This is a genomic window from Nocardia uniformis NBRC 13702 (assembly GCF_001613345.1).
Taxonomy (GTDB): Bacteria; Actinomycetota; Actinomycetes; order Mycobacteriales; family Mycobacteriaceae; genus Nocardia; species Nocardia uniformis.
The window spans coordinates 43,581-67,180 of sequence record NZ_BDCE01000066.1 but is presented as its reverse complement, the minus strand read 5'-3'; the positions used below and the strand labels follow the sequence as shown (position 1 = coordinate 67,180).

General features: G+C 67.0%; 23 protein-coding genes. 10 read left to right on the top strand and 13 right to left on the bottom strand.

The genetic code is table 11. The annotated features are described in order from the left end of the window. Positions 1–17: 17 nt before the first annotated feature. Positions 18–971: a PAC2 family protein gene (locus NU1_RS24565; RefSeq protein WP_067524618.1), complete on the bottom strand. Its 954-nt coding sequence runs from the start codon at positions 969–971 to the stop codon at positions 18–20. A 419-nt stretch (positions 972–1,390) separates the two neighbouring features. On the opposite strand from NU1_RS24565, the gene NU1_RS24560 reads away from it, so the two are divergent. Further along, positions 1,391–1,969 carry a DUF5642 family protein gene (locus NU1_RS24560; RefSeq protein WP_245720290.1) on the top strand — a complete coding sequence of 193 codons (579 nt, stop codon included), beginning with the start codon at positions 1,391–1,393 and terminating at the stop codon, positions 1,967–1,969. A 54-nt stretch (positions 1,970–2,023) separates the two neighbouring features. Here NU1_RS24560 and NU1_RS24555 read toward each other — a convergent pair whose 3' ends face one another. Together NU1_RS24555 and NU1_RS24550 are read right to left on the bottom strand one after the other, a co-directional pair. Next, positions 2,024–2,542 carry a hypothetical protein gene (locus NU1_RS24555; protein WP_157552965.1) on the bottom strand — a complete coding sequence of 173 codons (519 nt, stop codon included), beginning with the start codon at positions 2,540–2,542 and terminating at the stop codon, positions 2,024–2,026. Positions 2,543–2,742: 200 nt separating this feature from the next. Next, a complete protein-coding gene (locus NU1_RS24550) occupies positions 2,743–3,165 on the bottom strand; it encodes a hypothetical protein (RefSeq protein WP_067524614.1) in 423 nt (140 codons plus the stop codon). 297 nt (positions 3,166–3,462) lie between these two features. Between NU1_RS24550 and NU1_RS24545 the strand changes: the two genes are divergently transcribed. Beyond that, positions 3,463–4,908, top strand: coding sequence for a DUF4192 domain-containing protein (locus NU1_RS24545; RefSeq protein ID WP_084521774.1), 1,446 nt, complete (start codon positions 3,463–3,465; stop codon positions 4,906–4,908). Positions 4,909–5,048: 140 nt separating this feature from the next. Here NU1_RS24545 and galE read toward each other — a convergent pair whose 3' ends face one another. Both galE and NU1_RS24535 read right to left on the bottom strand, forming a co-directional pair. Further along, positions 5,049–6,029, bottom strand: coding sequence for a UDP-glucose 4-epimerase GalE (gene galE / locus NU1_RS24540; RefSeq protein WP_067524612.1), 981 nt, complete (start codon positions 6,027–6,029; stop codon positions 5,049–5,051). A 3-nt stretch (positions 6,030–6,032) separates the two neighbouring features. Next, a complete protein-coding gene (locus NU1_RS24535) occupies positions 6,033–6,719 on the bottom strand; it encodes an iron-dependent transcriptional repressor DtxR (protein ID WP_067524610.1) in 687 nt (228 codons plus the stop codon). A gap of 228 nt (positions 6,720–6,947) precedes the next feature. On the opposite strand from NU1_RS24535, the gene NU1_RS24530 reads away from it, so the two are divergent. The 4 genes from NU1_RS24530 (at position 6,948) to ppc (ending at position 13,887) form a co-directional block, all read left to right on the top strand. After that, complete coding sequence (locus NU1_RS24530; RefSeq protein ID WP_067524608.1) at positions 6,948–8,186, top strand: acetoin utilization protein AcuC; 1,239 nt, start codon at positions 6,948–6,950, stop codon at positions 8,184–8,186. Continuing rightward, complete coding sequence (locus tag NU1_RS24525; protein WP_371859835.1) at positions 8,179–10,908, top strand: bifunctional acetate--CoA ligase family protein/GNAT family N-acetyltransferase; 2,730 nt, start codon at positions 8,179–8,181, stop codon at positions 10,906–10,908. Before NU1_RS24530 ends, NU1_RS24525 begins: the two co-directional genes overlap by 8 nt. After that, positions 10,800–11,051: a DUF4333 domain-containing protein gene (locus NU1_RS44070; RefSeq protein WP_307644745.1), complete on the top strand. Its 252-nt coding sequence runs from the start codon at positions 10,800–10,802 to the stop codon at positions 11,049–11,051. The genes NU1_RS24525 and NU1_RS44070 overlap by 109 nt, the downstream gene beginning before the upstream one ends. 73 nt (positions 11,052–11,124) lie before the next feature. Further along, entirely contained in the window at positions 11,125–13,887 is a 2,763-nt protein-coding gene (gene ppc / locus NU1_RS24520; RefSeq protein WP_067524606.1) for a phosphoenolpyruvate carboxylase, read from the top strand. Positions 13,888–13,993: 106 nt separating this feature from the next. On the opposite strand, the gene NU1_RS24515 is transcribed toward ppc, so the two are convergent. After that, positions 13,994–14,962 (bottom strand): sigma-70 family RNA polymerase sigma factor, encoded by a 969-nt coding sequence (locus NU1_RS24515; protein ID WP_067524604.1) that lies wholly within the window; start codon positions 14,960–14,962, stop codon positions 13,994–13,996. A gap of 381 nt (positions 14,963–15,343) precedes the next feature. Continuing rightward, a complete protein-coding gene (locus NU1_RS24510) occupies positions 15,344–16,861 on the bottom strand; it encodes a DUF7782 domain-containing protein (RefSeq protein ID WP_067524602.1) in 1,518 nt (505 codons plus the stop codon). A gap of 120 nt (positions 16,862–16,981) precedes the next feature. Here NU1_RS24510 and NU1_RS24505 point away from each other — a divergent pair, with 120 nt between their 5' ends. Continuing rightward, positions 16,982–17,260, top strand: coding sequence for a hypothetical protein (locus tag NU1_RS24505; protein WP_067524600.1), 279 nt, complete (start codon positions 16,982–16,984; stop codon positions 17,258–17,260). A 6-nt stretch (positions 17,261–17,266) separates the two neighbouring features. Here the strand turns inward: NU1_RS24505 and NU1_RS24500 are convergent, their stop codons facing one another. Together NU1_RS24500 and NU1_RS24495 are read right to left on the bottom strand one after the other, a co-directional pair. Continuing rightward, the gene (locus tag NU1_RS24500) at positions 17,267–17,992 is read right to left on the bottom strand and encodes a VOC family protein (RefSeq protein ID WP_067524733.1); all 726 of its coding nucleotides are present in this window, start codon (positions 17,990–17,992) and stop codon (positions 17,267–17,269) included. A 14-nt stretch (positions 17,993–18,006) separates the two neighbouring features. Continuing rightward, on the bottom strand, positions 18,007–18,987 hold the full coding sequence (locus NU1_RS24495; protein WP_067524597.1) for a GlxA family transcriptional regulator: 981 nt from the start codon (positions 18,985–18,987) through the stop codon (positions 18,007–18,009). A 103-nt stretch (positions 18,988–19,090) separates the two neighbouring features. On the opposite strand from NU1_RS24495, the gene NU1_RS24490 reads away from it, so the two are divergent. Beyond that, on the top strand, positions 19,091–20,410 hold the full coding sequence (locus tag NU1_RS24490; protein WP_170264239.1) for an MFS transporter: 1,320 nt from the start codon (positions 19,091–19,093) through the stop codon (positions 20,408–20,410). Here NU1_RS24490 and NU1_RS24485 read toward each other — a convergent pair. Beyond that, positions 20,381–20,734 (bottom strand): DUF3099 domain-containing protein, encoded by a 354-nt coding sequence (locus tag NU1_RS24485; RefSeq protein WP_067524728.1) that lies wholly within the window; start codon positions 20,732–20,734, stop codon positions 20,381–20,383. The two genes, NU1_RS24490 and NU1_RS24485, sit on opposite strands and share 30 nt — an antisense overlap. Before the next feature lie 157 nt (positions 20,735–20,891). Here NU1_RS24485 and NU1_RS24480 point away from each other — a divergent pair, with 157 nt between their 5' ends. Continuing rightward, the gene (locus tag NU1_RS24480; RefSeq protein WP_169815133.1) at positions 20,892–21,134 is read left to right on the top strand and encodes a DUF3039 domain-containing protein; all 243 of its coding nucleotides are present in this window, start codon (positions 20,892–20,894) and stop codon (positions 21,132–21,134) included. 197 nt (positions 21,135–21,331) lie between these two features. Then, on the top strand, positions 21,332–21,526 hold the full coding sequence (locus NU1_RS41730; protein WP_157552962.1) for a hypothetical protein: 195 nt from the start codon (positions 21,332–21,334) through the stop codon (positions 21,524–21,526). Positions 21,527–21,531: 5 nt separating this feature from the next. On the opposite strand, the gene NU1_RS24475 is transcribed toward NU1_RS41730, so the two are convergent. The 3 genes from NU1_RS24475 to NU1_RS24465 all read right to left on the bottom strand — a co-directional run bounded on the left by NU1_RS24475 (position 21,532) and on the right by NU1_RS24465 (position 23,507). Next, complete coding sequence (locus tag NU1_RS24475) at positions 21,532–22,026, bottom strand: DoxX family protein (RefSeq protein WP_067524591.1); 495 nt, start codon at positions 22,024–22,026, stop codon at positions 21,532–21,534. 417 nt (positions 22,027–22,443) lie between these two features. Further along, on the bottom strand, positions 22,444–22,992 hold the full coding sequence (locus NU1_RS24470; protein ID WP_067524589.1) for a DJ-1/PfpI family protein: 549 nt from the start codon (positions 22,990–22,992) through the stop codon (positions 22,444–22,446). A gap of 77 nt (positions 22,993–23,069) precedes the next feature. Beyond that, on the bottom strand, positions 23,070–23,507 hold the full coding sequence (locus NU1_RS24465) for a tautomerase family protein (RefSeq protein ID WP_067524587.1): 438 nt from the start codon (positions 23,505–23,507) through the stop codon (positions 23,070–23,072). Between the last annotated feature and the right edge of the window lie 93 nt (positions 23,508–23,600).

The window sequence follows — 23,600 nt, the reverse complement described above, 5'->3', positions numbered from 1 at the left end:
CCGCCGCCGTCCCCGCGCTACGGGCGGTCGCCGCCGTCGGTCGCGTCGCCCTCGCTGAACCCGGACTGCTCGGCCAGGAAGCGTTCGAACTCCGCGCCCAGCTCATCGCCGGTCGGCAATTCGTTCTCGCTGGCGAGCAGACTCGATTGCCGTTCCTGTGCGGTGACGAAACTGTCGTACTGCCGCTCGAGCGCCTCGACGACCGTCTCCACCTCGGAGTTACCGGAGATGTGCTCGTTGACCTGCTCTCGCACCCGCGCCGCGGCCTCGCCCAGTGCTGCCAGCGGCAGTTCCAGGCCCGCGTTCTCGGCGACACTCTCGAGCAGCGTCTGCGCGGCTTCCGGGTAGGCGGTCTGGGTCAGGTAGTGCGGCACATGCACCGAGAAACCGACCGATTCGTGTCCGTGCTGAGCCATTCGGTATTCCAGCAGCGAGGACGCGCTCGCCGGAACCTGCAGCTCACCTGGCCACCGCTGGTTGTCGCCGATCAGATCGCGGTCACTGGCGTGCGCGGTCATCCCGAGCGGTCGGGTATGCGGGATCGCCATGGGGATCGCGCTCAGGCCAATGGTCCGGCGCACGCCCAGCTGTTCGGAGAGCAGGCGCACCGCGGCCACGAACTTTTCCCAGCGCAGATCCGGTTCGAGTCCGGCGAGCAGCAGGAACGGGGTGCCCTGAGTGTCCTTGAGCGCCCATAGATTCAGTTCCGGCTCGGTGTAATCCGAGAAGTGATCGGTCTTGAACATCATGAGCGGGCGACGCGAGCGGTAGTCGAGCAGCTCGTCCATATCGAACGAGGCGACGAGTTCCGCCTCCAGGCTCTCCCGCAAATGGGTGGTGGCCAGGCGGACGGCGTGACCGGCGTCGGTGAACCCCTCCAGTCCGTGTACCAGCACCGGACCTGCGCCATCAGCGGAGGACAACTGTGGCGCAGGGAACTCCAACTCGTACATATTCGACTTATCGTCCATCGCGTACTCCTTCCTGCATGGTCTCCACCGGCACGGTCCGGCGGAACTCGGCGGCACGCCTGCCGCGGTTCATTCGCCTGACGGGCAGTACTGGGACCATCCACATTGTCCCTCATGGCGTTGCGGGTATGTGCCCCCTGGGTGGGATGCCCGCTACCGCTCGTGCAACACGCCCAACGGTGAGGCGCATTCCCCCAGGTTTGCTGCGCGGCCGATTCCCGGCGTGGCATCCCGGATGAACAGCGGATATTCGGCATAGTGGACGGGTGATCGTGCCGGATTCGTCGGGTCGGCGGCAGCCCCCCGTAGGTGGAAATCAGCGCCGTAAACCCTCAGTTCTCGCAATTGTCCTACTCGGCTGTGTGCTCACCGCTTGCGGAACGACGGTATCGGGTCACCCCAGCGCGTCACATGGTCATGTGCCGACTACCGGCCGGCCCGAATCGGAACTGACTCGGCTGCTGCCGAATCCGTCACAATTTCCGTCGCCCTACGCGGCCGTCTCGCTGTCACCGGATGCGGCCGGACAGGCCGCCCGCGATCTCGACGGCATCCTGCCCGGATCCCAGGTCGATCCCGGCGACTGTGCGCCGTCGGCTCCCGTCTCCGACCCCGCCGTCGCGGTCGGCACCGATAACAGCACCCGCGCCACCATGACCGTCGAACTCGTGCGCACCGATCAGACGCTCACCACCCTGCAGGAGCAAGTCGAACGCTGCGGGACGGTGCGCGTCACACACAGCGGCACCAGCGCGACGGTCACCACCGAAATCCTGCCGCCACCGCCACTGGACGCGGACGAGACCGTGGCGCTGCGTCGCACGGTTCGCTCCGAAACGAGTGGCGCGGGACTCACCCGCACCATGCAGACCCTGCTGGGTCAGGTCGGTGATGTGCGAATCAATGTCACCTACATGTCTTTCGGTGACGAGCGCCCCGATGGCGAAGCTCTCGATTCACTGTTCACCACCGCGTTGAGCAAGGTGCGCAAGGGCTGACCGCGCCCGGTGGGAGGAGCCGGTCCTGCCCGATCCGGCTCCCGGACAACCGAATCAGCAGGCGGAACCGCTAGCCGACCCACTGCCTGCCGAACCGCTGCCCGCGGATCCCGTACCTGCCGACCCACTGCCTGCCGAGCCGCTGTCGGCCGAGCCGGAGTCGGCCGAGCCGCTACCGGCGGAACCGGTGCCCGAACCGGTGGGGAACCAGCCACAGCCGGAGCTGTGCTGTGTCACGGTGTAGACGATGGTGGACATGTTTTGTCCCTGACGAGCGCTGACGGTGTACGTGCCCGCCCTGGTCGGATGCCATTCGAGGGTGGCGGAGATGGCTCCGGTGCTGTCTCGGATCGGTGTCGCGGTGCCGATGGCGGTGTAGTCCACCAGGAAGTCGACGGGGGTCGTCCGATCGTCGGTGAGGGTGGCGCGGATAGCGCAGCCCGTCGATATCGAGCACTGCTGCCCAGCTGTCGCGCCGAGCACTCGGAGGTCGTTGATATCGGCGGCGGCGGGGGCGGCCAGTAGCGCGGGGGCGGCCACGGCGATGAGCGCGGCAATCGCTCTCGTTCCCACGGGTGTGTGGTGTGTTCTCGTCATTGTCACTGTTCCTTCCGACACCTGCGGTGGTGTCGGGCGGAATGTAGCAGCGATAACCCGTTGTGTGCGTCGAAATCCTAAGTGCTGCAACATAATTCGGTATGCACATAATAAACAGGTCATGCGGGGGTAGGGGAGTGGGACCCTGCCCGGCCCGACTCCCGGTCGGCCGTGGATCAGCCCGCTGATCCGGAAGGCAGTAGCCCGCCGAAGGATCCGGTTCCGCCCGGGCTCTTGATATCCCAGGTGAGCACGCCGGAGGTGGTGCCCTGTTTGGCGGTGATGTGGTAGCTGCCGTAATCGTTGGGGTTCCAGACGACCTCGGCGCTGCCGCGGTTGGCATCCCACTGATCCTGTTGCGGCCAGGCGTAACCCACGATCTGTCCGTTCACGGTGACGGCCACCTCGTCGAGACGGTTCTTACCGACCGTTCTGACCCGGATGACGCAGCCACCCGACTTGCCGCAGGTCTCGCCGGAGACGCGCGCGTCCACGCGGATGGTCTCGACATCCGCCGTGGCGGGCGGGGCGAGCAGCACCGGCAGGGCGGCCGCGGCCGCCACGGTGACCGCGAGGCCGCCGAATGTACTTCTCTTCATTGCTGATACGAACTTCCTTCCGGCACCGTCGGTGGTGCCGAGCCGGACTCTAACAGCGTGGCGGGGCCCATTCGGGTGAAATGAAACGCGGTGGGTTCAGATTGTGTCCGAGGGTCGCCGACGGTGTGCCCGCACGGCTGGCCGGAGCGCGACGATAGCAGGGGACACCGACAGGTCCACGGCTGGCGACCGGTCCGGCGGCGGATCTCTCCACAGCCGAACTCGCTACTCACACACCTGGTGAAAGCCCAGGTCGGCCCTACGGCAGTGGCCATGCCACCGCGCATTCTCGATGCCATGACGACTCCCACGGAACCCATTCCCCCGCAACCCGACACCGCGCTCGGCTTCACCCGGCACGGTGGTTGCCATGCGCCGTCCGACCCCGGCTGCTACGGGGCCCGCGCGCTGTCGAACGATCGCGGTCACCCACCTCGCGGTGGGTCCGCTTCCGATTCCGGTGGGCCCCCCGAACTGCCTGCCAGCGGGCGGCCCGAACCTTCGCCCGGCCTCGCGTGGGGCTCGGGCGGTGCGGCGGCCCGGAGCGCCACGGATCGCGGTGTGGCCGATCGCAGCGCCGCAGCGCCGCCGCCACCTGTCGGTAACCCATTGGCCGGAGCCGGATTCGATGCGCTGGCGGGGGATTCCGTGGTCGTGCGGCCACAGCATCTGCATGAGCCGGGTGGTTTCATCGTGGCCGTGCCCGCCATGCTCGGGTTCACGCCCGTGCGATCGCTGGTGGTGGCGGTGTTGCGGGCGGCGCCGGGGGTCGCGGGTATGACGGCGGTCGATGTGGTGGCTCGGCTGGATTTCGATAGTCCGGGGCGGATCGAAACCGGGCAGGTGGTGGAGCGGGTGGCGGGGATCTGTGTGCGGCACAATGCCGTCGCGGTACTCGCGCTGATCGTCGACGATCGGGCAACCGCACCGACCGCACACCATCGGGGTGTGCGCGGACGTCGGCATCGAGAACTCGTCGAGGCGCTCGAACGGCGGTTGGCTGCCGAGACGGTGCCGCTGGCGGGGGCGTGGGCGGTGGCGGGGATCGCGCCCGAGCTGATGTGGTGGAGCCTGCTGGAGCCGAGGCGAACGGGCACACAACCGGATCCGGCGGCCTCGCTGATCACCCTCGGACATGTACTCGACGGTCGCCCGGTGCGCGGATCTCGGGAGGAACTCACCGCCGTCGTCGAGGTGGACGCCGTCGAACTCGCCGCGGTGGCGCAGGTATTCGATGCGGCGGTGGCCGCGGCGCAGCAACGGCTCGCGGCGGCGGTACGGCGCGGGGAATCGGGCTCCTACAGTCGCGCCGCACTGCGAAAGGTGCTGTGGCAGATCGCCAATGTGGAATCCGGGGCGGAGCTCGAGGCCTCCGAGCTCGCGGAACTGGCGGTGGCGCTGCGGGATCCGGCGGTGCGCGATGTCATGTTCGCGCTGGCCCCGGGCGACCACGCGATCGCCGCTGAAGCGCTGTGGGTGCGGTTGACCCGCTGTCTGCCCGATCCGGATCGTGCCGAAACGGCCGCGCTCCTGGGCTATAGCGCCTACGCGCGCGGTGACGGTTCGCTCGCCGGAGTCGCGCTGCGGGCGGCCCTGGCATCGGATCCCGAGCACACCATGGCCCAGCTCCTCGATACCGCCCTGCAGTCCGGCATGCGGCCCGAACAGCTGTGCCAACTCGCCGCTACCGGCCGTGACACGGCCGCGGACCTCGGTGTCGATCTCGGTGGGGAGCAGTCGTGAGGTGCGGGGCGACGACGGGATATCGGCCGCGAGGTGATGTGCGACGCGCCGCGCCCCGACACCTCGGCGCGAGGCTGAGGTGTCGGGGCGCGACGAGGAAAGCGTGGTCGGCGGGCGCGGTAGCTATCCCAGCGTCTACCTCAGCGTGCGCTGTGCGCGCGGTCGCCGAGCGACTGGATGAATGTCCAGGCGTCGGAGACGATGTCATCGAGATCGGTGTGCCGCGGCTGCCAGCCGAGTTCGGTGATGGCGCGGTCGCTGGAAGCGATGAGCACCGCCGGGTCACCGGCGCGGCGCGGCGCGTCCACCGAGCGGATGGGCAGGCCGGTGACTCGCTCACAGGCCGAAATGATTTCGCGCACCGAGAACCCGGTGCCGCTGCCGAGATTGAAGATGCGGTGCGTCCCGGGCCGCGACTGGGCGAGCGCCAACAGATGCGCCTGCGCGAGATCGCGAATGTGAATGTAATCGCGGATCGCGGTGCCGTCGGACGTCGGGTAGTCGGTGCCGAATACCGAGATCGAGTCGCGATGGCCGAGTGCCGTCTGCAGCACCAGGGGAATGAGATGGGTTTCCACGACCCGGTTTTCACCGAGCCCGGCGTACGCGCCCGCCACATTGAAGTAGCGCAGACTGGTCGCCGCCAGCCCGTGCGCCGCCGCATAGGAGGTAATGGCGTAGTCGATGGAAAGCTTCGACGCCCCATACGGATTGGTGGGCCGGGTGGGTGCGTCCTCCACGATCGGCACCTGCTCCGGCTCGCCGTACACGGCGGCGGTGGAGGAGAACACCAGTCGCGGGGTACCCGCTGCCCGCATGGCCTCCAGCATGGCAAGGGTCTTCACCACATTGCCGTACCAGTACTTCTCCGGCTGCTGCACGGATTCGCCGACCAGCGATTGCGCCGCGAAATGCAACACACCGTCGAAGGACTCGGCGGCAATGAGCTCGGTAGCGACCGTGGCGATATCGCCCTCGACGAACTTCGCCCCGCTGGGAACGCCATCGGCATTACCCGTCGAGATATCGTCCACCACGACCACCTCGTGGCCGTCCTCGAGCAATACCTGTGCGCAGACGCCGCCGACGTAGCCCGCGCCTCCCGTGACCAGAAGTTTCACGCCTCAGACCAGCTTGACCTGGACGGCGTGCGACATCTCGTCGGAGAGCTCGTAGCCCTCGTGTCCCGGCACCAGAATGATGACCGCGCCGGGCTTGGTCTCCACCGTCACGCGGGCATCGGGCACCACGCCCGCCTCCCGCAGCTGGTTGATGACCTCCGGATCGGTCTGGATGTGTTCCGACAGTCGCCGGACCACCACCGCCACGGACTGACCGGTGGGCAGATCCGAGAGCCGGACCAGCTTCTCGTCGGTGCTGACCGCCCCCTCGACACCCAGTTCGTCCAACCCGGGGATCGGATTGCCGTACGGGGAGGTGGTGGGGTGGTTGAGCACCTCGACGAGGCGGCGTTCCACCTCTTCGCTCATCACATGTTCCCAGCGGCACGCCTCGGCGTGCACATTCTGCCAGTCCAGGCCGATGATATCGACCAGCAACCGCTCAGCCAGCCGGTGCTTGCGCATCACGGCCACCGCCATGGCGCGGCCCTTATCGGTCAGTTCCAGGTGGCGGTCGCCAGCGACGGACAACAAGCCATCGCGTTCCATACGCGCCACGGTCTGGCTCACCGTGGGGCCGCTTTGTTCGAGGCGCTCGGCAATGCGAGCGCGCAGGGGCGTGACGCCCTCCTCCTCGAGGTCGTAGATGGTACGGAGGTACATCTCCGTGGTATCGACCAGATCCTTCACCTGTTTAACCCCTTACGTCGTGCACGAATTCTACCCATGCGCGGCGGCTGCACCGGGCGCCAGCTTATTTCGCGAACGCAGTGTGAACACCCAGGGCGCGCTGCGTGTTCCCTGCGGGTTTCTGCGGTCACACGGCGCGCCGTCGGATCGGCACCGCCCATCTTGTCGTCATCAGTAGCGACAGTGTCTCCAGCCTACGAAGCGCGGCGACGCACTAGCGTGGCAGGTATGCCTGGCCGTGCGCGCAGTGACGGAACCGTTGTCTGGACCGATCAGTTCCTCGACTACAAGTGGACGCCGGAGCATCCGATGCGCCCGGTACGGCTGAAGTTCACCATGGCGCTGGCCGAGACCCTCGGACTGTTCGAGGGAGTCGAGGCGATCTCGCCGCAGGCCGCGACCGAGGGCGAACTGCTGCGTATCCACACCCACGACTACATCGAGGCGGTCAAGCACGCGCAGCAGCCACCCGGGGAGCCGCCCCTGGCACCGCCGTACGGACTCGGATCGTCCGATAATCCGGTATTCCCGCACATGCACGAGGCGGCCTCGGTAATTGTCGGCGGCACCCTGGCCGCGGCGCGCGAGATCGCCGCCGGGCGCACCCGGCGCGCGGTGAGCATCGGCGGCGGTATGCACCACGCCATGCCGAATTCCGCGGCCGGATTTTGCGTGTACAACGATGCGGCGGTGGCCATTTCGTGGCTGCTCGACCATGGATTCGACCGCATCGCCTACCTTGATGTGGATGTCCACCACGGCGACGGTGTGCAGCGGGCCTTCTATGGCGATCCGCGGGTGCTGACCATGTCGATCCATCAGCATCCGGCGACCCTGTGGCCCAATACCGGATGGGCGGAGGAGACCGGCGCGGGTAAAGCCGAGGGCACGGCGCTCAACCTCGCTATCATGCCGGGCACCCGGGATGGGCTGTGGCTGCGCGGTTTCCATGCCGTGGCGTCGGGGGCGCTCGCGGCCTTCCGGCCCCAGATCGTGGTGAGTCAGTGCGGTGTCGATACCCATCGCGAGGATCCGCTCGCCGATCTGGAGCTATCGGTGGACGGTCAGCGCGCGGCCTTCCTGGCCATGCGGGAGCTGGCCGACCGATACGCCGAGGGTCGCTGGCTGGCCATCGGCGGCGGCGGATACGGGCTGATCAGGGTGGTGCCGCGGGCCTGGACTCATCTGCTGGCCGCCGCCCTGGATCGCGATATCGACCCGGCCACCCCCATTCCGCAGGAGTGGACCGATCTCGCCACCGCCTACGCACCGAATATCGCCCCACCCGCCACCATGGGCGACGGCGCGGATGTGACCTTCGAACCCTGGGACGGCCCCGGCGGCGGCCGCGAAACCGGCGACGATCGCGTCGACCGCGCTCGCCGCGCCCTCGACACATCTGTATTAGCAACGCGCCGAGCGACTTTCGGTCTGCTCGGCCTGGATCCGGAGGATCCCCGTGACTGACCCCACCGACCCCGGTACCCCGCCCCCGACGGCCGCGCCGCTGGTACCCGACAGCCCCGGCACGCCCGCCACGCCACCGCCCCCGCCCGAGCACTGGTTCGCCGACGTACTCGCCTCCGACGGTGGGGTGGTGCGGTTGCGGCCGATCACCCCCGATGACGCCGAGCCCATGCAGCAGTTCCACAATCGGCTCTCCGATCGCACCCGGTACCTGCGCTACTTCGGCCCGTACCCGCGGATGACGCCGAAGGATCTGTACCGGACCACCCATGTCGACTATCACGATCGGGTCGGGCTGGTCGTCGAGCTCGGTGACGACATCATCGCGGTCGGGCGGTACGAATTCCTGGCCGAACGGCAGGGCCCCAGGGCCGCCGAGGTGGCGTTCGTGGTCGCCGACGAACATCAGGGGCGCGGGCTGGGATCGATCCTGCTGGAGCATCTGGCGGGTGCGGCGGCCGAGCACGCCATCGCGACCTTCGTCGCCGAGGTCCTCGCCGAGAACAACGCCATGGTGACGGTATTCCGCGAGGCCGGATATCAGGTTCAGCGCAGCCGAGACGGCTCGGTACTGCACCTGGAATTCGCCATCGACCCGTCCGAAGCCCTGCTGACGGTGCGCGATTCGCGCGAACGCGCCTCCGAGGCGCGCAGCGTCGGGAATCTGCTCTCGCCGAAATCGGTGGCGGTAATCGGCGCGACGCCGTCCACCGCCCGGGTGGGCGGCGCGGTACTGGCCAATCTGTTGTCGGGGACATTCCAGGGGACGGTGTTCCCGGTCAACCGCAATCGGGCCGCGGTGCGCGGAGTGCGGGCGTACCCGACCGTGCGCGATATCCCCGATGAGGTGGACCTGGCGGTCATCGCCGTGCCCGCCGCCGAGATCGGTTCGGTACTCGACGACTGTATGGCCAAGGGCGTCAAGGGCCTGGTGGTACTGACCGCGGGTTTCTCCGAGACCGGCCCGCGTGGCTACGCCGCCGAACGCGAGCTGGTCGACGCCGCCCGCGCACACGGTATGCGGGTGGTCGGCCCGAGCGCGCTCGGTATCGCCAATACCGACCCGGCCATTGCCCTCAACGCCACGCTCGCGCCGATCCTGCCCGGTCGCGGGCGCATCGGCTTCTTCTGCCAGTCCGGTCCACTCGGCGGGGCCATTCTCGGCGAGGCGGCGGCCCGGCAGCTGGGGCTGTCCACCTTCGTCTCCGCCGGTAATCGCGCCGACGTCTCCGGCAACGACCTGCTCCAGTACTGGGACAACGACCCGGATACCGATGTGGTGCTGCTGTATCTGGAGACCTTCGGCAATCCGCGCAAGTTCTCCCGCATTGCCCGGCGGGTGGCGCGCACGAAACCCATTGTGGCCGTGAACAGTGGCCGCAATACCGTACAGGTCGAGGGGCAGCGTGATCTCGACCGTTCACTGGTGCGCAATCTGTTCGCGCAGGCGGGCATCATCCAGGTCGACTCCATTGCCGAACTGTTCGACTGCGCCATGCTGCTGGGCTATCAGCCGCTGCCGGAGGGGCAGCGTTTGGCGGTGATCGGCAATAGCGCCGCCCTCGAATGGCTGGCGATCGACGCCGCTCGCGGCGAGGGCCTCGAGGTCGGCGAACCCATTGATCTGGGTCCGCAGGCCGGTCCCGCCGACTATCTCACCGCCGTAGCTGCGGCGGTGACCGACAGCGCGGTGGACGCCGTCATCGTCATCTTCTCGCCACCGATCGCCACCGGTGTCGCCGCCTACGCCGAGGCCATCCGCGCGGGCGCGCAATCCGGTTCCGCCACACCGGTACTCACCACCTTCGTCGCCGAACACGGCATGCCCAATCTACTGGCCACCCGGGGCGCGGGCGGTTCGCTGGAACGCGGCTCCATTCCGTCCTACCCCGATCCCGAGCGTGCCGCACGAGCGCTGGCCCGGGTACGCCGCTACGCCGACTGGCGCACCCGGCCCGTATCGCCGGTGGCGCGGCCCGCCGGAGCCGATACCGCCCGTGCCCGCGAGTTGGTGGCCGAGTGGATGGATGACGGCACCGGCCGCTGGCTCACCGATCTACAAGCCGTGGAACTGTTGGGCTGCTACGGAATCGGCATTGTCGAATTCCGTGAGATACACGATGCCGACGGCGCGGTCGTGGCCGCCGAGGAACTCGGCTACCCGGTCGCGGCCAAAGCCACCGGCGAGCTGTGGCGTAACCGCCCCGACCTCGACGGGGTCCGCCTGGACCTGTGGCGACCCGACGCGGTGCGCAAGGGCTACACGGATCTGGCCGAGATTTCCGGCAATCCGGTCGTGCATATTCAGCGCATGGCCACCAAGGGCGTCGGCTGTACATTCCGCGTGCAGGATGACCCGTCCTTCGGTTCGGTCATCAGCTTCGGGCTCTCCGGCACCATCATCGACCTGCTCGGTGACCGCGTGTACCGGGCGCTTCCGCTCACCGAGGCCGAATCGGCGGAGCTCATTGCCGCACCACGCGCCGCACCCCTGCTCTCCGGCACCGTCGCCGGACGCAGTAATGGCAAACCGGTGGACCGCGAGGCCCTCGCCGAAATCGCCCAACGCATTTCGGCGCTCTGCGATGACCTACCGGAGGTGCGCGAACTGCTGTGCGAACCGATCCTGGCCTCGCCCGACGGGGCAGCGGTGCTCTACGGCCGGGTCCGCATCGGACCGGAGCCGAGCCGTTTCGATATCGGACCACGCCGCTTGGCCTGACCCGTGCGGTCGCGACCGGGAAGGTGGGGACCACCATGCGTTGCACCCTCACCGCGGGCGGCGACACGCTCGGGCTTACAGTGACAGTGACCAGCGTCGATGGTGACAATGTCAAGTACGACGTCGAGGTCGACGAGACATAGCGGCGCGCCCGCACGTTAGCCGGCGGTGTGCCCGGTCCTACCTCCCGGACCGAAACGGGGCAGAATTCATTCCATGCGGGAAGATCGGATCGAAACTGCCACCGCGCCGCTGCGCGACGATATCCGGTTCCTCGGTGGAATCCTCGGCGAAACCATTCGCGATCACGAGGGGCCGGAGGTATTCGACCTCATCGAACGGGTCCGGGTGGAGGCGTTCAAGGTGCGGCGTTCGGAGGTGGAGCGCTCGGCCGTGGCCGATATGCTGCGCGATGTCGAGATACGGACCGCACTGCCGCTCATTCGCGCTTTCAGCCACTTTCTGCTGCTCGCCAATCTCGCCGAGGACCTGCAACGCGACCGCCGCCGCGCGGTACACCTGGCGGCGGGGGAGCCGCCCCAGGACTCCAGCCTCGCCGCCACCTACCGCAAACTCGACGCCGCCCGGCCCGGTGGCGCGGTATCGGCGGAGCTGCTTGCCGACGCCCTGGTATCGCCGGTCATTACCGCGCACCCCACCGAAACCCGCCGCCGCACCGTCTTCGATGTGCAGGCCCGCATTACCGAGCTCATGCGGCGGCGGCAGCGATACGCCGAAACCGAACCCGAATACGCCGCCCTGGAGATCGATATCCGCCGCCAGCTGCTGCTGCTCTGGCGGACCGCGCTGATTCGCTTGGCGCGCTTGCGGATTCAGGATGAGATCGAGGTGGGGCTGAGGTACTACGACCTCACCCTGTTCGAGGTGATTCCGCGGATCAATCGCGAGGTGCGCGACGCGCTGCGTACCCGTTGGCCGGAACAGGAGCTGCTGACCCGGCCGATCCTGCGCCCGGGCTCCTGGATCGGCGGCGACCGCGACGGCAATCCGAATGTCACCGCCGAGGTGGTGCACCGCGCTACCCATCGCGCGGGTGCGGTCGCTTTCGGTTACTACCTCACGGCGCTGGTGGACCTGGAGAAGTCGCTCTCGCAGTCCGCCCGCCTGGTACCGGTCACACCCGAACTCGCCGCGCTCACCGACGATCGTTTCGACGACTCCCCGCAGCGCGCCGATGAACCCTACCGGCGTGCCCTGCGGGGCATTCGCGCCCGGCTCAGCGCCACCGCCCGTCGCGCGCTCGGTGAAATCCCCACCGACGGAATCGATGTCGACGCCCGCCCCTACACCGGACCCCGGGAGTTCCTCGCCGATCTGTGTGTCGTGGACGCGGCCATGCGCGCCTCCGGTGACGGCCTACTCGCCGACGATCGCCTGGCCGCGCTCCGAGATTCGGTGGAGACCTTCGGTTTTCACCTCCAGGGTCTGGATATGCGGCAGAATTCGGAGGTCCACGAACGGGTGGTCGCCGAGCTGTTCGCCTGGGCGGGAGTGCATTCCGACTACGCCTCCCTCGACGAGGCGCAGCGCGTTGAGTTGCTCGCCGCCGAACTGGCCACCCGCCGGCCCCTTATCGGAGCCAATGCCCGGCTCAGCGAGCTCGCGACCAAGGAACTCGCGGTGGTGCGTGCCGCCAAGACCGCCCTCGATGATCTGGGATCCGATACCGTCCCGAACTACATCATCTCCATGTGCACCTCTGTCAGCGACTTGCTGGAGGCGGCACTGCTTTTGAAGGAAGCGGGCATTCTCGACCCGGGTGACGCGGACACCCCGCCGTCCAGCCCCGTGGGGGTGGTTCCGCTGTTCGAGACCATCGACGATCTACGCCACGGCGCGGACATTCTGGTGGCGGCCCTGGAGGTGCCCGCCTATCAGGCGCTGGTGGCCACCCAGGGCATGCGGCAGGAGGTCATGCTCGGCTACTCCGACTCCAATAAGGACGGCGGATATCTGGCCGCCAACTGGGCGCTGTATCGCGCCGAACTGGACCTCGTCGAAGCGGCGCGCAAGACCGGAATTCGCTTGCGGCTCTTCCACGGTCGCGGCGGCACCGTCGGTCGTGGTGGCGGTCGCAGCTATGACGCCATTCTCGCCCAGCCCGCCGGCGCGGTGCGCGGATCGCTGCGCCTCACCGAACAGGGTGAGGTCATCTCCACCAAGTACGCCGATCCCAATACCGCCTACCGCAATCTGGAATCCCTCGTCGCGGGCACCCTCGAATCGACCCTCCTCGACGTCGAAAAACTCGGTGCGGACGCCGAACCGGCCTACGAGATCCTCGACGAGCTGGCCGAGCTGGCACGACAGGCATATGCGCGGCTCGTCCACGAAACCCCTGGATTCGTCGAGTATTTCCGCGCCTCGACTCCCATCGCGGAAGTCGCCGACCTCAATCTCGGCAGCCGTCCCGCCTCCCGCAAACCGACCAACTCGGTCTCCGATCTCCGCGCCATCCCGTGGGTCATGGCCTGGAGCCAGGCCCGCGTCATGATCCCCGGTTGGTACGGCGTCGGCTCCGCCGTCGAACAGTGGATAGGCGACGACCCCACCCGCCTGGCCACCCTCACCGACCTCTACCACCGCTGGCCGTTCTTCCAAACGGTCCTGTCCAATCTGGCCCAGGTCCTCGCCAAGGCCGATATGGATATCGCCGCCACCTACGCCGAACTCGTTCCCGATGAGGCCTTGCGCGCCACCGTCTTCGGCATGATCCGCGACGAATACGCCCGCACGGTCCGCATGCATGCCGCCATTACCGGCAGCGATGAACTGCTCGCCGACAACCCGGCCCTGGCCGAATCCATCCGCAACCGCTTCCCCTACCTCGAACCCCTCAACCAGATGCAGGTGGAACTCCTCCGCCGCCGCCGCGCGGGCGACGAGTCCGAACTCGTGGAACGTGGAATCCTGCTCACCATGAACGGTTTGGCCACCGCACTGCGGAATTCTGGTTAACCCGCGCACGAAAAACGCCGGTCGGTTCACGCTGCCCCGAGGGGTCGGGTAGCGGGAACCAACCGGCGGTTGGTGTCGGGACCGCGGGCGGTCCGACGTTCAGGGGTCAGCTCGCGTAGGCGCGCAGGCGATCGGCGCGCTCGCCCTTGCGGAGCTTCGACATGACCTCACGCTCTATCTGGCGGACACGCTCGCGGGACAGCCCGAAGAGCTTGCCGATCTGGTCCAGGGTGCGCGGCTGGCCGTCGTCGAGGCCGTAGCGCAGGCGAATGACCTGCTGTTCGCGCTCGTCGAGGGTGGCCAGGACGACTCGTACATCGCGGTGCAGCAGACCGGCGATCACCGCGCTCTCGGCGGAGGTGGCCTCGGAATCCTCGATGAAATCGCCGAGCGGGGCCTCTTCGTCATTGCCGACCGGCATATCCAGGCTCACCGGATCGCGGCTGTGGTCCAGCAGATCCGCGATCTTCTCGACCGGGATGCCCGACTCATTGGCCAGCTCGGTATCGGTGGCCTCACGCCCGAGCTGCTGATGCAGTTCGCGCTTGATGCGCGCCAGCTTGTTGACCTGCTCGACCAGGTGCACTGGGAGCCGAATGGTGCGGCTCTGATCGGCCATACCGCGGGTAATGGCCTGACGAATCCACCAGGTGGCATAGGTCGAGAACTTGAAGCCCTTGGCGTAGTCGAACTTCTCCATGGCCCGGATCAGACCCAGGTTGCCTTCCTGGATGAGGTCCAGCAGGGGCATGCCACGGCCGGTGTAGCGCTTGGCGAGCGACACCACCAGACGCAGGTTGGCTTCGAGCAGGTGCTGGCGAGCGGCGCGGCCTTCACGGACGAGGATCGCCAGATCCTTCTTCTTGACGGCCGACAGCCGTTTGCTGGTTTCCAGCAAATGCTGAGCATAGAGGCCCGCCTCGATGCGCTTCGCCAGCTCGACCTCGTCGGCAGCCGTCAGCAGCGCCGTCTTGCCGATCCCGTTCAGGTACACGCGTACCAGGTCGGCAGCAGGGCTCTGGGTGTCGAGGTCTTCGCTGGTGGTGCGCACGTCAGTGGTGGCGGGGCTTGTCATGACTTGCCTCCTGTCGGTGGTGTCTCACTCCGATCAACGGACCCGACATCATGAAAGTTCCCCGCCGTAGGTCTGATAAACCGCATCTGAGCTGCGGTTTCATCACGCTTCGGCTGAGAAGTTCCTGAGAAGGGTCCGCCCGGGGAACGGTGGCCGCTTCGTGGCCGGTCCGTTATCCGGTTGGTTGCCGAAACCGGAGCCCAACTTCCGCATACCCCGAATGAATACGTGTACCCAGCGGGGAACGGTTCGTTGATGGTCAACCGCTAGATGGAACGGCGGGCCACCGCGCCGCATTCCCGTGGAATATGTGCGATGGCCCGCCGTGACATGCGCTTCAGCGCTCCCGGAGGCGGCCGGGCGCTGCCGGAGGCGGCCGACTTATCGCGGTTGGATGAGGCCGTGGCGGACCAGACCCATCACCACGTCCAGTGCCGCGGCCTCGAATTCCGGGGTCGCGGTGTCGCCGGTCTGTCCGAACGCGAGCAGTTCCACCAGTTCGCGCAGTGGCAGCCCATCGGGGCGCATACCGGCCAGCAGGGCGGCAATGGTCTCATCCACTTCGTGCTGCCAGCGCGGGCCGTCGCCGCGGTGCAGGCGTGTCACGCGTTGTTCCCAACCTTCCGCGCCGGGCAGGTACACCCGTTCCAGTGCGGTCGCCGAATCCACCTCGAACCGTGACGACCACGCCACCTCGGTGTCGGCGGCCACCGCGCGCAGCCAGGCCGACCGTTCGAAGTACCGGTGGGTCTCCGCACCGAGGGGATCGTCGAAGCCGTGCGTGAGGTCTTCGGCGAGCAGTTCGGTCGGCCCATCGATGGCCCGCAGATAGACGAATCCGAAACCGATGCCCTCGACATTCGCGGCGTCGAAGGCCGCGAGCCACCGCTGCGCGCGGTCCTGAGCGGCCGGGTCGCGCGGATCGAGTCCGGCATCGCGCAGCCAGGTACCGACATAGAGGGCGGGGTCGGCGACATCGCGCTGCACGATCCAGGCGTCGACGCCGTAGTCGGGCAGCCAGCGTGACACGCGACCGCGCCAATCCTCGCCGTCCACATGGATCCAGGAGGCGAGCATGGCGGCGGTACCGCCGGGATTGAGGAGGTCCGGGGTGCCGGAGATGACGAGTTCACTGGCGCCGTCGAGGGCCAGCCCGGAATCGCGGTAGGTGTGTTCGACCTGGGCCGGTCCGACCACGAACGGGGGATTGGCGACCACCTGATCGAAGCGGCGACCGGCGACCGGTTCGAACCAGGAGCCCTCGAGGAATTCGATATCCAGGTTATTGAGGATGGCGTTGGCTTCGGCCAGCCACAGCGCCCGCTTATTGACATCGGTGCCGGTGACGCTGGTGCCGTAGGAGGCGGCGTGGACGGCCTGCACACCGCAGCCGGTGCCGAGATCGAGCACGGTGCCGACTGGTCGGGTCGGGGTGGCGCGCAAGAGCGACAGCGACGCCTGCCCGACGCCGATCGCGTGATCGATCTCCGCATCACGCTGCCGCATGGAATCGTCGAGATCGGCCATGATCCAGCGAGTGCCGTTCCCGAGATCGATGGGACGCAGATCCAATGCGGTGCGAATCTCACCGCCATCGCGGTCGAGCAGACCGGCGGCGATCGCATGCTCGAGCTCGACCGGCCGCAGCGCTGCGGCGACTTCTCGTTCCGGCACGGTATCGCCGAGCAGGAACAGTCGAATCAGGACACCCAGATCCCCGGCGTCGCGGACCGCCCGACGCACCGGCACCGGCTCGGAACGGCCGAGCGCCGCGTGCGCCTCGTCGCCGAGCACCTCCAGGATGGTGTCGCCGTCGAAGCCGACGCGAGTAAGCGCGGTCCGTAGGTCGGGTGCGAGTGCGGCGAGCAGGGACGTGGTGGTCGTCTGATCCGTCGGCATGAGGAGGAACTCTGCCACCGCAACCTTCCGACCAGGTTCAGCGCCCCCGGGCTGTCGCCGTGTCACCATGGAACGGTCCTGAACGCGTACGCGGTCGATCCGAGCGGGAGGAACCCTGCGGTGGCTTCGGATGATCAACTCCAGCAAGAGCCCGGCGCACAGTCGTTTCGGAAGCCCGGTTTCTTCACCCTGCGTGCCCCCTCACGATTCGAGATGGTCTTCCTCGTAATCCTGACGTTGGTCGCCGCGCCGTCGGTATTCAACCTGGCGCGCGGCGAGTGCAACCAGCTGACCTGGGCCGGTGTGCTGTGCTGGCTGGTGTCGATCAGCGTTGCCGTGCTGTGGGTCCTGAACCTGTCCGCCCTGCTGCGTGATCGCGTGGGGCGCCATCGGGCCTGATGTGCCCTAATCCGGTTGGCGAGCGGTAATGCAGTAGGGCTGACCGGATGGGTCTTCCAGCACCGTCCAATCGGGGCGGCGGTCGATGAGGCGCGCGCCGAGGGATTCGTGCCAGGCGGCCGTGGCGTCGACATCGGAGCAGGCCAGATCCAAATGTGCCGACGTCGGGCGGTCTTCGTCCAGGCGTTGCAGCAGGATCTTGATGGCGAGGGGCTCATCCGGCCGCAGCCGCGAGTACTCCGACCTGGCCGAGGCGCTGGTGGACCAGCCGGTGAATTCGGCCCAGAACCGGCTCTCCGCTTCGTAATCCGACGCGCCGATATCGATGCACACCTGATCGAGGCGGCTGCGGGCACCGTCGGGGGAGCGGACGACCGGTGTGGGTTCGCCGCCGCTGCCACCGGCCGGGGTGAGACAGAAGGTCATGCCGTGCGGCGACTTCAGCACCGTGTAATCCGGATGCTCCAGGACGAGCGTCGCGCCCAGTTCCTGCGCGCGCTTGGTTTCGGTGCCCACATCGTCGACATCGAGGTCGAGGTGGATGCGCGTATCGTCCGGGACGGCTTGCATTTTCACGCTTGGCGCACCGGATTCCGGTAGCAGCGTGACGAATTCGGAGTTTTCGCCACGGGTTTCCGACACGCGAGTCTCGGTGATGGCGGTCCAGAATTGCGCGGACTCGTCGAATCGCGCCGCGGGGCGGTCCAGGAAGACCCAGATCCATCGAATCATCGTGCTGTCTCCTGTCATTCGCTGCCGACGCCAACGCGCCGGAAGGTTTTACGATAGGCGATCGGTGCCACACCCAGTTCGGTACGCATATGGTGCCGCAGTGATGCCGCGGTACCCATACCTGCGCGGCGAGCCACCTCATCGACGGAGAGCCGCGTCGTTTCGAGGAGGTGGCGCGCATGGCGCAGGCGTTGCTGGAGCACCCAGGTTCCCGGGGCTACTCCGGTTTCGGATTTGAAGCGACGGGTGAAGGTGCGCACGCTCATCCGGGCGTGTGCGGCGAGGGTGGCCAGACCCAGATCGTTATCGAGTCGGCTGAGGGCCCATTCGCGGGTCGGCGCGGTGCTCTCGGTACCGGGATCGGGAACCTGGCGGTCGATGAACTGTGATTGGCCACCCTCCCGCCAGGGTGGCACGACGCAGTAGCGGGCCGCCTGATTGGCCGCCGCGCTGCCGTGATCGGTGCGCAGCAGGTGCAGGCACAGGTCGAGTCCCGCAGCGAGACCGGCTGCGGTGCAGATATTTTCGTCCTCTACGAACAGCAGATTCTCGTCCAGCCGGACCTGCGGGTACAGCGCGCGGAAGTCCTCGGCGAAGGCCCAGTGGGTGGTGGCGCGGCGGCCGTCGAGAATGCCCGCCGACGCCAAAACGAAAGCGCCGGTACAGATCGACACGATCCGGGCGTCCGGTCGAATCGAGGCGAGGGCCGCGGCCAGCTCCGGTGGCAGCGTGCCGTATCGGCGCGGACCGGGCATCTGGGTGCCGGGCACGATCACGGTGTCGGCGCGGGCGAGCAGTTCGGGTCCGTGCGCGGGGACCACGGTATAGCCGTTGGTGGAGGCGACCCCGGCCCGATCCAGCCCGCATATTCGCACGTCGTAGAGCTTATTGCCCGCCGCGTCCGTGGCCTGGCCGAGGACCACCGGCGGGATGGTCATATCGAAGCCGACGACCGGTTCGAGGGCGAGCACCGCCACCAGATGCGGTTCGGTCATCGCGGAGAATCCCTCCAAACGACTGGCATGATGTTTACGCATTGTGGCATTCAGGCCACTAGTTGTCTGTACATATTTCCTGCACGCTCATGCGGTGACCGACATTCGCCTACCCACCGACGCGCAATCACCGCATCCCCCAACCGAATTGCCGCCGCGCGGCCCGCGGCTGCACCCGGCCTGGATCGTCGCGGCGGTGGCATTCGTGACGCTGATCGGTGCGGCCGGATTCCGTTCGGTGCCCAGCGTGCTGATGAATCCGCTGCACGAGGAATTCGGTTGGTCGCACGGCACCATCGGCTTGGCGGTATCGGTGAATGTGCTGCTCTACGGGCTGATTTCACCGTTCGCGGCGGCGCTCATGGACCGGTTCGGTATTCGGCGGGTGGTCGCCGGTGCGCTGGTGCTGATCGCCGCCGGTAGCGGGCTCACCGTCTTCATGACGCAGGCGTGGCAGCTCGTGACGACGTGGGGTGTGCTGGTCGGGATCGGTGTCGGCTCCATGTCCATGCCGTTCGTGGCGACCATTACCGGACGCTGGTTCGTGCGGCAACGCGGTCTGATCACCGGGGTGCTCACCGCTGCGGGCGCGACCGGGCAGCTGGTCTTTCTGCCGCTGATATCCATGCTGGCTCGCGACCACGGATGGCGAATGCCCGCCCTCCTGGTAGCGGTGATCGCCTTGGCGGTGGTGCCGCTGGTGATGCTCTTTATCCGCGACTTTCCCGGTGATGTGGGCGTCACTGCCTACGGTGCGACACCCAGCAGCGACGAGGCCGTGCGGGAAACCACGCCCGGGGGCGCGGCACGGGCGCTCACCGTCCTCGCGACGGTGGCACGCAAGCCGGTGTTCTGGTTGCTGGCAGGCGGATTCGCCATCTGCGGCGCATCGACGAACGGCCTGATCGGCACCCACTTCGTCAGTGCCGCCCACGATCACGGCATGCCCATCACCACGGCGGCCGGACTGCTCGCGCTGGTCGGCATTTTCGATGTGGCGGGCACCATCGCCTCGGGCTGGCTCACCGATCGAGTCGATTCGCGCTACTTGTTGGTCGGCTACTACTCGTTGCGCGGGCTGTCGCTGCTGTTCCTGCCGCTGCTCTTCGCGCCGAATGTCGAGCCGAGCATGTGGGCGTTCATCATCTTCTACGGCCTGGATTGGATCGCTACGGTGCCGCCCACGGTCGCCCTGTGTCGCCAGCACTTCGGGGCGGACGGACCGGTCGCCTTCGGCTGGGTCTTCGCCTCGCATCAGATCGGCGCGGCGGTGGCGGCCTTCGGCGCGGGGTTCATCCGCGACGTACAGGGCAGCTATGACCTGGCCTGGTATATCGCGGGTGGGCTGTGCGCCCTCGCGGCCATCATGTCGGCGTGCATTCGCCGTCGGCCGTCAGCTGTCGATGGAGCGGTGCTGGCCTGATTCGAGGGCGATCTGATTGCGGCGACCATCCCAGCGGCTCGGCTCATCCTTGCGGCGCGGCGGACGGTCATTGGCGACGAGGACCGCGACCCACGGCAGCGGGATGGAGATGCCGAGGATCAGCAGCGAGATCACCCAGTTGCCCCACAGGCTGTAGGCGACGGCCGCGAGGATCAGGCACGGAATGCGGAAGGCCATCAGGATCGTGTACCGCCGTACCCGGTTGCGATGCTGCTGTTCCAGCGAGGTCGCGGCCTCGGTAATGAGGACCGGGTCGCTCTCCTTGGGGGCCTTGAAGAAGCCTCCGGACGGGCGAGACGGCATAGGTATCGACCCGGCCGGGCGGAACTCGAACTCGGGGCGAACCCCATCGCCAGGCTGCTCGGCTTCGGGATTTTCGCCGTCACGCTGCATGCCTCGAGTGTTCCACTCCCGTCAAACGAATGCACACGGCGGTACTCCGCACACCCGGCCTGGCATTATTGAGTGCGTGAGCGCAGACACCCTGGTACGTCCGGATACCACCACCGACGAAACGACCGAGAACGACACCCCCAAGTTCTTCCACTATGTGAAGAAGAACAAGATCGCCGAAAGCGCCGTCATGGGCACCCATGTGGTCGCGCTGTGCGGTGAGGTGTTCCCGGTCACCAAATCGGCCAAGCCCGGTTCGCCGGTATGCCCGGACTGCAAGAAAATTTACGAAATGATGAAGAAGGACTGATCTGTCGGTGCAGGTCAAGCCGGTTTGTAATAGGGCCGCAGAGTTGTCTGCCACCACCCGCCGGCGGATGCGCTGATGGATGTGGCGCCGCTGAGCCATCGACTGTTTGCCGTCGATATGCCCCAGCTGAGCACTCGCGCAACTGTCGTTTTCCGTGACCGTGGCCAGAAACGTGGCCACGGTGTCACGCAGATCCGATGGCGCAAACCGCCGTGCGAGCGTTGGTCACGCCGACCCATGATCCCGCGCTGCTGCGCGGTGTGTGGCTGATTTGGGAGCTGGCTCGCGCCGTGGCTGGACGGGGTATCACGTCACGGCCGGGGGCCGTCGCGCCTCGACCGAAGATCGGGGCACGTTGCGGGAGTTGGCGTGAGGTCGGCGACGAGTTGTGAACTCGTCAGTGCGATGGTGTTCCGGTCGCGGTGGGCGTGGTCCGGCGGGCATCGAGTGAGTACGCCCCGGCGCCGACCACTATCAGGAACAGGCTGCCGCAGAGTTGGGCGAAATCGGTGCGGGACTCATGGACGAAATCCCACCAGCCCGACTTGCCCGCGAACAGCGCGGCATCGCCCCACAGGATGGGCGATTTCGTGATCAGCAGCGCGCCCACCATGTTCACGACCATCGGGATTGCGGCGAGCCGGGTGAGAAGCCCGAGCAGAATCAATGCGCCGCAAGCAATTTCGAGGATGCCGTCCAGGGGTGCGAAAATGTCCGAGGCGGGGATTCCGGCTTTGTCGAAGCGACCGCTGCCCAAGGTGTCGGGTCGCAGGAATTTCAGGATGCCCTCGAACAGGAAGATCGCGCCGATGTAGAGGCGGATGAGGATCACCGCGCCGAGTGCCTGCGTCGCAGTCAGTCGGTCTATCAGTCGAATTCGGTCCTCCGGCATCAGCTTTACCCTATCTGTGGACGACGGCTAGGAGTCTCAGGTCGATCCAGCTTCGGTGGGGTGAACATCCGCCGCATCGACGACAGCGGCAGATCGGCGTGACGGTCGGCTTTGGTGCGGCGGACTTGGTGCTCCCCGAGAACGGCATACAGATCCGATTGTGGCGCAATGCCTCGGCGGGCCGCCGAGCTAGTGTTGAAGATGCGATGCCAGGGGCCGAGCGTCGGGTGTCGACTGCAGGCTCACGCATCTCAGTCTCCCGCATTGTCGCCCTTCTCGCCGGTTGCGTCGTCTCTCTGTGTCAGCCCAGACCCCAGATCGATCGCTGAGGTGGCGCGCTAGACCATGAATTGCGCCTACGCCGATCCAGGGTCATCTGAACCTATTTCGACGGGGCCCTCGGTCCCGCGGCCGGAACTATCCGGCCGGGACCAGCATTTCGATCAATCGATTGGTGAATTCCTCGACGTCGTCGATGCCCTGTGCGGTGATGAGTGAATCATCGACATGGACGCGGCACGGTGTCCAGGTCGCGCCGGCATTGGTGAGGTCGGTGGCCAGGCTCGGCCCGGCGGCGAGGGTGCGGTTCGCGACGAGACCGGCGTCGATCAGTGTCCATGGTCCGTGGCAGATCGCCGCGATCGGAATATTCGCGCGGTGGGCCTCGCGGAGAAGGCGGTGGGTTGCCGAATCCCTGCGCAGGATATCGGGATTCGCGACACCTCCGGGTAGCACCACGGCGTCGTAGTCCGAGGCGACGGCGTCGGTGGTGCGAAGATCGACCGGGAAACGGTCGGCGCGATCGAGGTGGTGGAAAGCCTGTACGAATCCCGGTTCCGGTGCGATCAGCGTGATGCGGGCACCCAAGGTGCGCAGAGTGTTCCACGGATGCCGGAGTTCGATCTGCTCGACGCCTTCGTTGGCGACCAGGAAGGCAATGGATCGCCCGGTGAGAGTTGTTGTCACGAGACATCTTTCGTTCGGGTGAGGCGGTGCCGCTCGCGCTTCGCGAGCGGCGCCGGATGCAGAGCGGAAGTCGGGGGTCAGTCGGCTGATATGGGTTCGCCGGCGGCGGTGATGGCCTCGATCAGAGCCTCGTTGGAGTAGGCGACTCCGCCGATGCCCCACCCGGAGTCGGCGGCGTAGCTGATATTGATCCAGATGTCCTCGGGGGAGTGGCCGGGCGCGGTGTGCTTCGCCGCGATCGCGGTGGCGACGGTGATGAAACCTGCACGATCCTGCGGCGTGGGTAGGCCGATACCGGGCAACCTGAGCTCGATCAGTAGGACGGGACGATTCACTCCGCCGGTGTAGACGTGCTGGGGTTCGAGGATGTGCAGGTGGCCGCCGACGACCGGCGTGAAGAAGGTATTGCCGGTCAATCCGCTCACCTCGATGAGTGCGTCGACGAGCTGCGGGATGAGCTGCTGTTCGCCGGTTTCGGTGAGAACTCCGCGAGGTGCGATGACGGTGAAAGGCACGGTGGCATGTCCCTGTCTGTGTGAGGAATCAATTCGCTAGTACGTACGTACTAGCGACGACACCGTGCACTAGTATGGCCGTACTAGTCAAGT

Coding starts and splice junctions, on each gene's coding strand:
- NU1_RS24565 (WP_067524618.1), bottom strand. CDS start 971: ATGGACGATAAGTCGAATATGTACGAGTTGGAGTTCCCTGCGCCACAG.
- NU1_RS24550 (WP_067524614.1), bottom strand. CDS start 3,165: ATGAAGAGAAGTACATTCGGCGGCCTCGCGGTCACCGTGGCGGCCGCG.
- NU1_RS24545 (WP_084521774.1), top strand. CDS start 3,463: ATGACGACTCCCACGGAACCCATTCCCCCGCAACCCGACACCGCGCTC.
- NU1_RS24530 (WP_067524608.1), top strand. CDS start 6,948: ATGCCTGGCCGTGCGCGCAGTGACGGAACCGTTGTCTGGACCGATCAG.
- ppc (WP_067524606.1), top strand. CDS start 11,125: ATGCGGGAAGATCGGATCGAAACTGCCACCGCGCCGCTGCGCGACGAT.
- NU1_RS24515 (WP_067524604.1), bottom strand. CDS start 14,962: ATGACAAGCCCCGCCACCACTGACGTGCGCACCACCAGCGAAGACCTC.
- NU1_RS24510 (WP_067524602.1), bottom strand. CDS start 16,861: ATGCCGACGGATCAGACGACCACCACGTCCCTGCTCGCCGCACTCGCA.
- NU1_RS24500 (WP_067524733.1), bottom strand. CDS start 17,992: ATGATTCGATGGATCTGGGTCTTCCTGGACCGCCCCGCGGCGCGATTC.
- NU1_RS24495 (WP_067524597.1), bottom strand. CDS start 18,987: ATGACCGAACCGCATCTGGTGGCGGTGCTCGCCCTCGAACCGGTCGTC.
- NU1_RS24485 (WP_067524728.1), bottom strand. CDS start 20,734: ATGCCGTCTCGCCCGTCCGGAGGCTTCTTCAAGGCCCCCAAGGAGAGC.
- NU1_RS41730 (WP_157552962.1), top strand. CDS start 21,332: ATGGCGCAAACCGCCGTGCGAGCGTTGGTCACGCCGACCCATGATCCC.
- NU1_RS24475 (WP_067524591.1), bottom strand. CDS start 22,026: ATGCCGGAGGACCGAATTCGACTGATAGACCGACTGACTGCGACGCAG.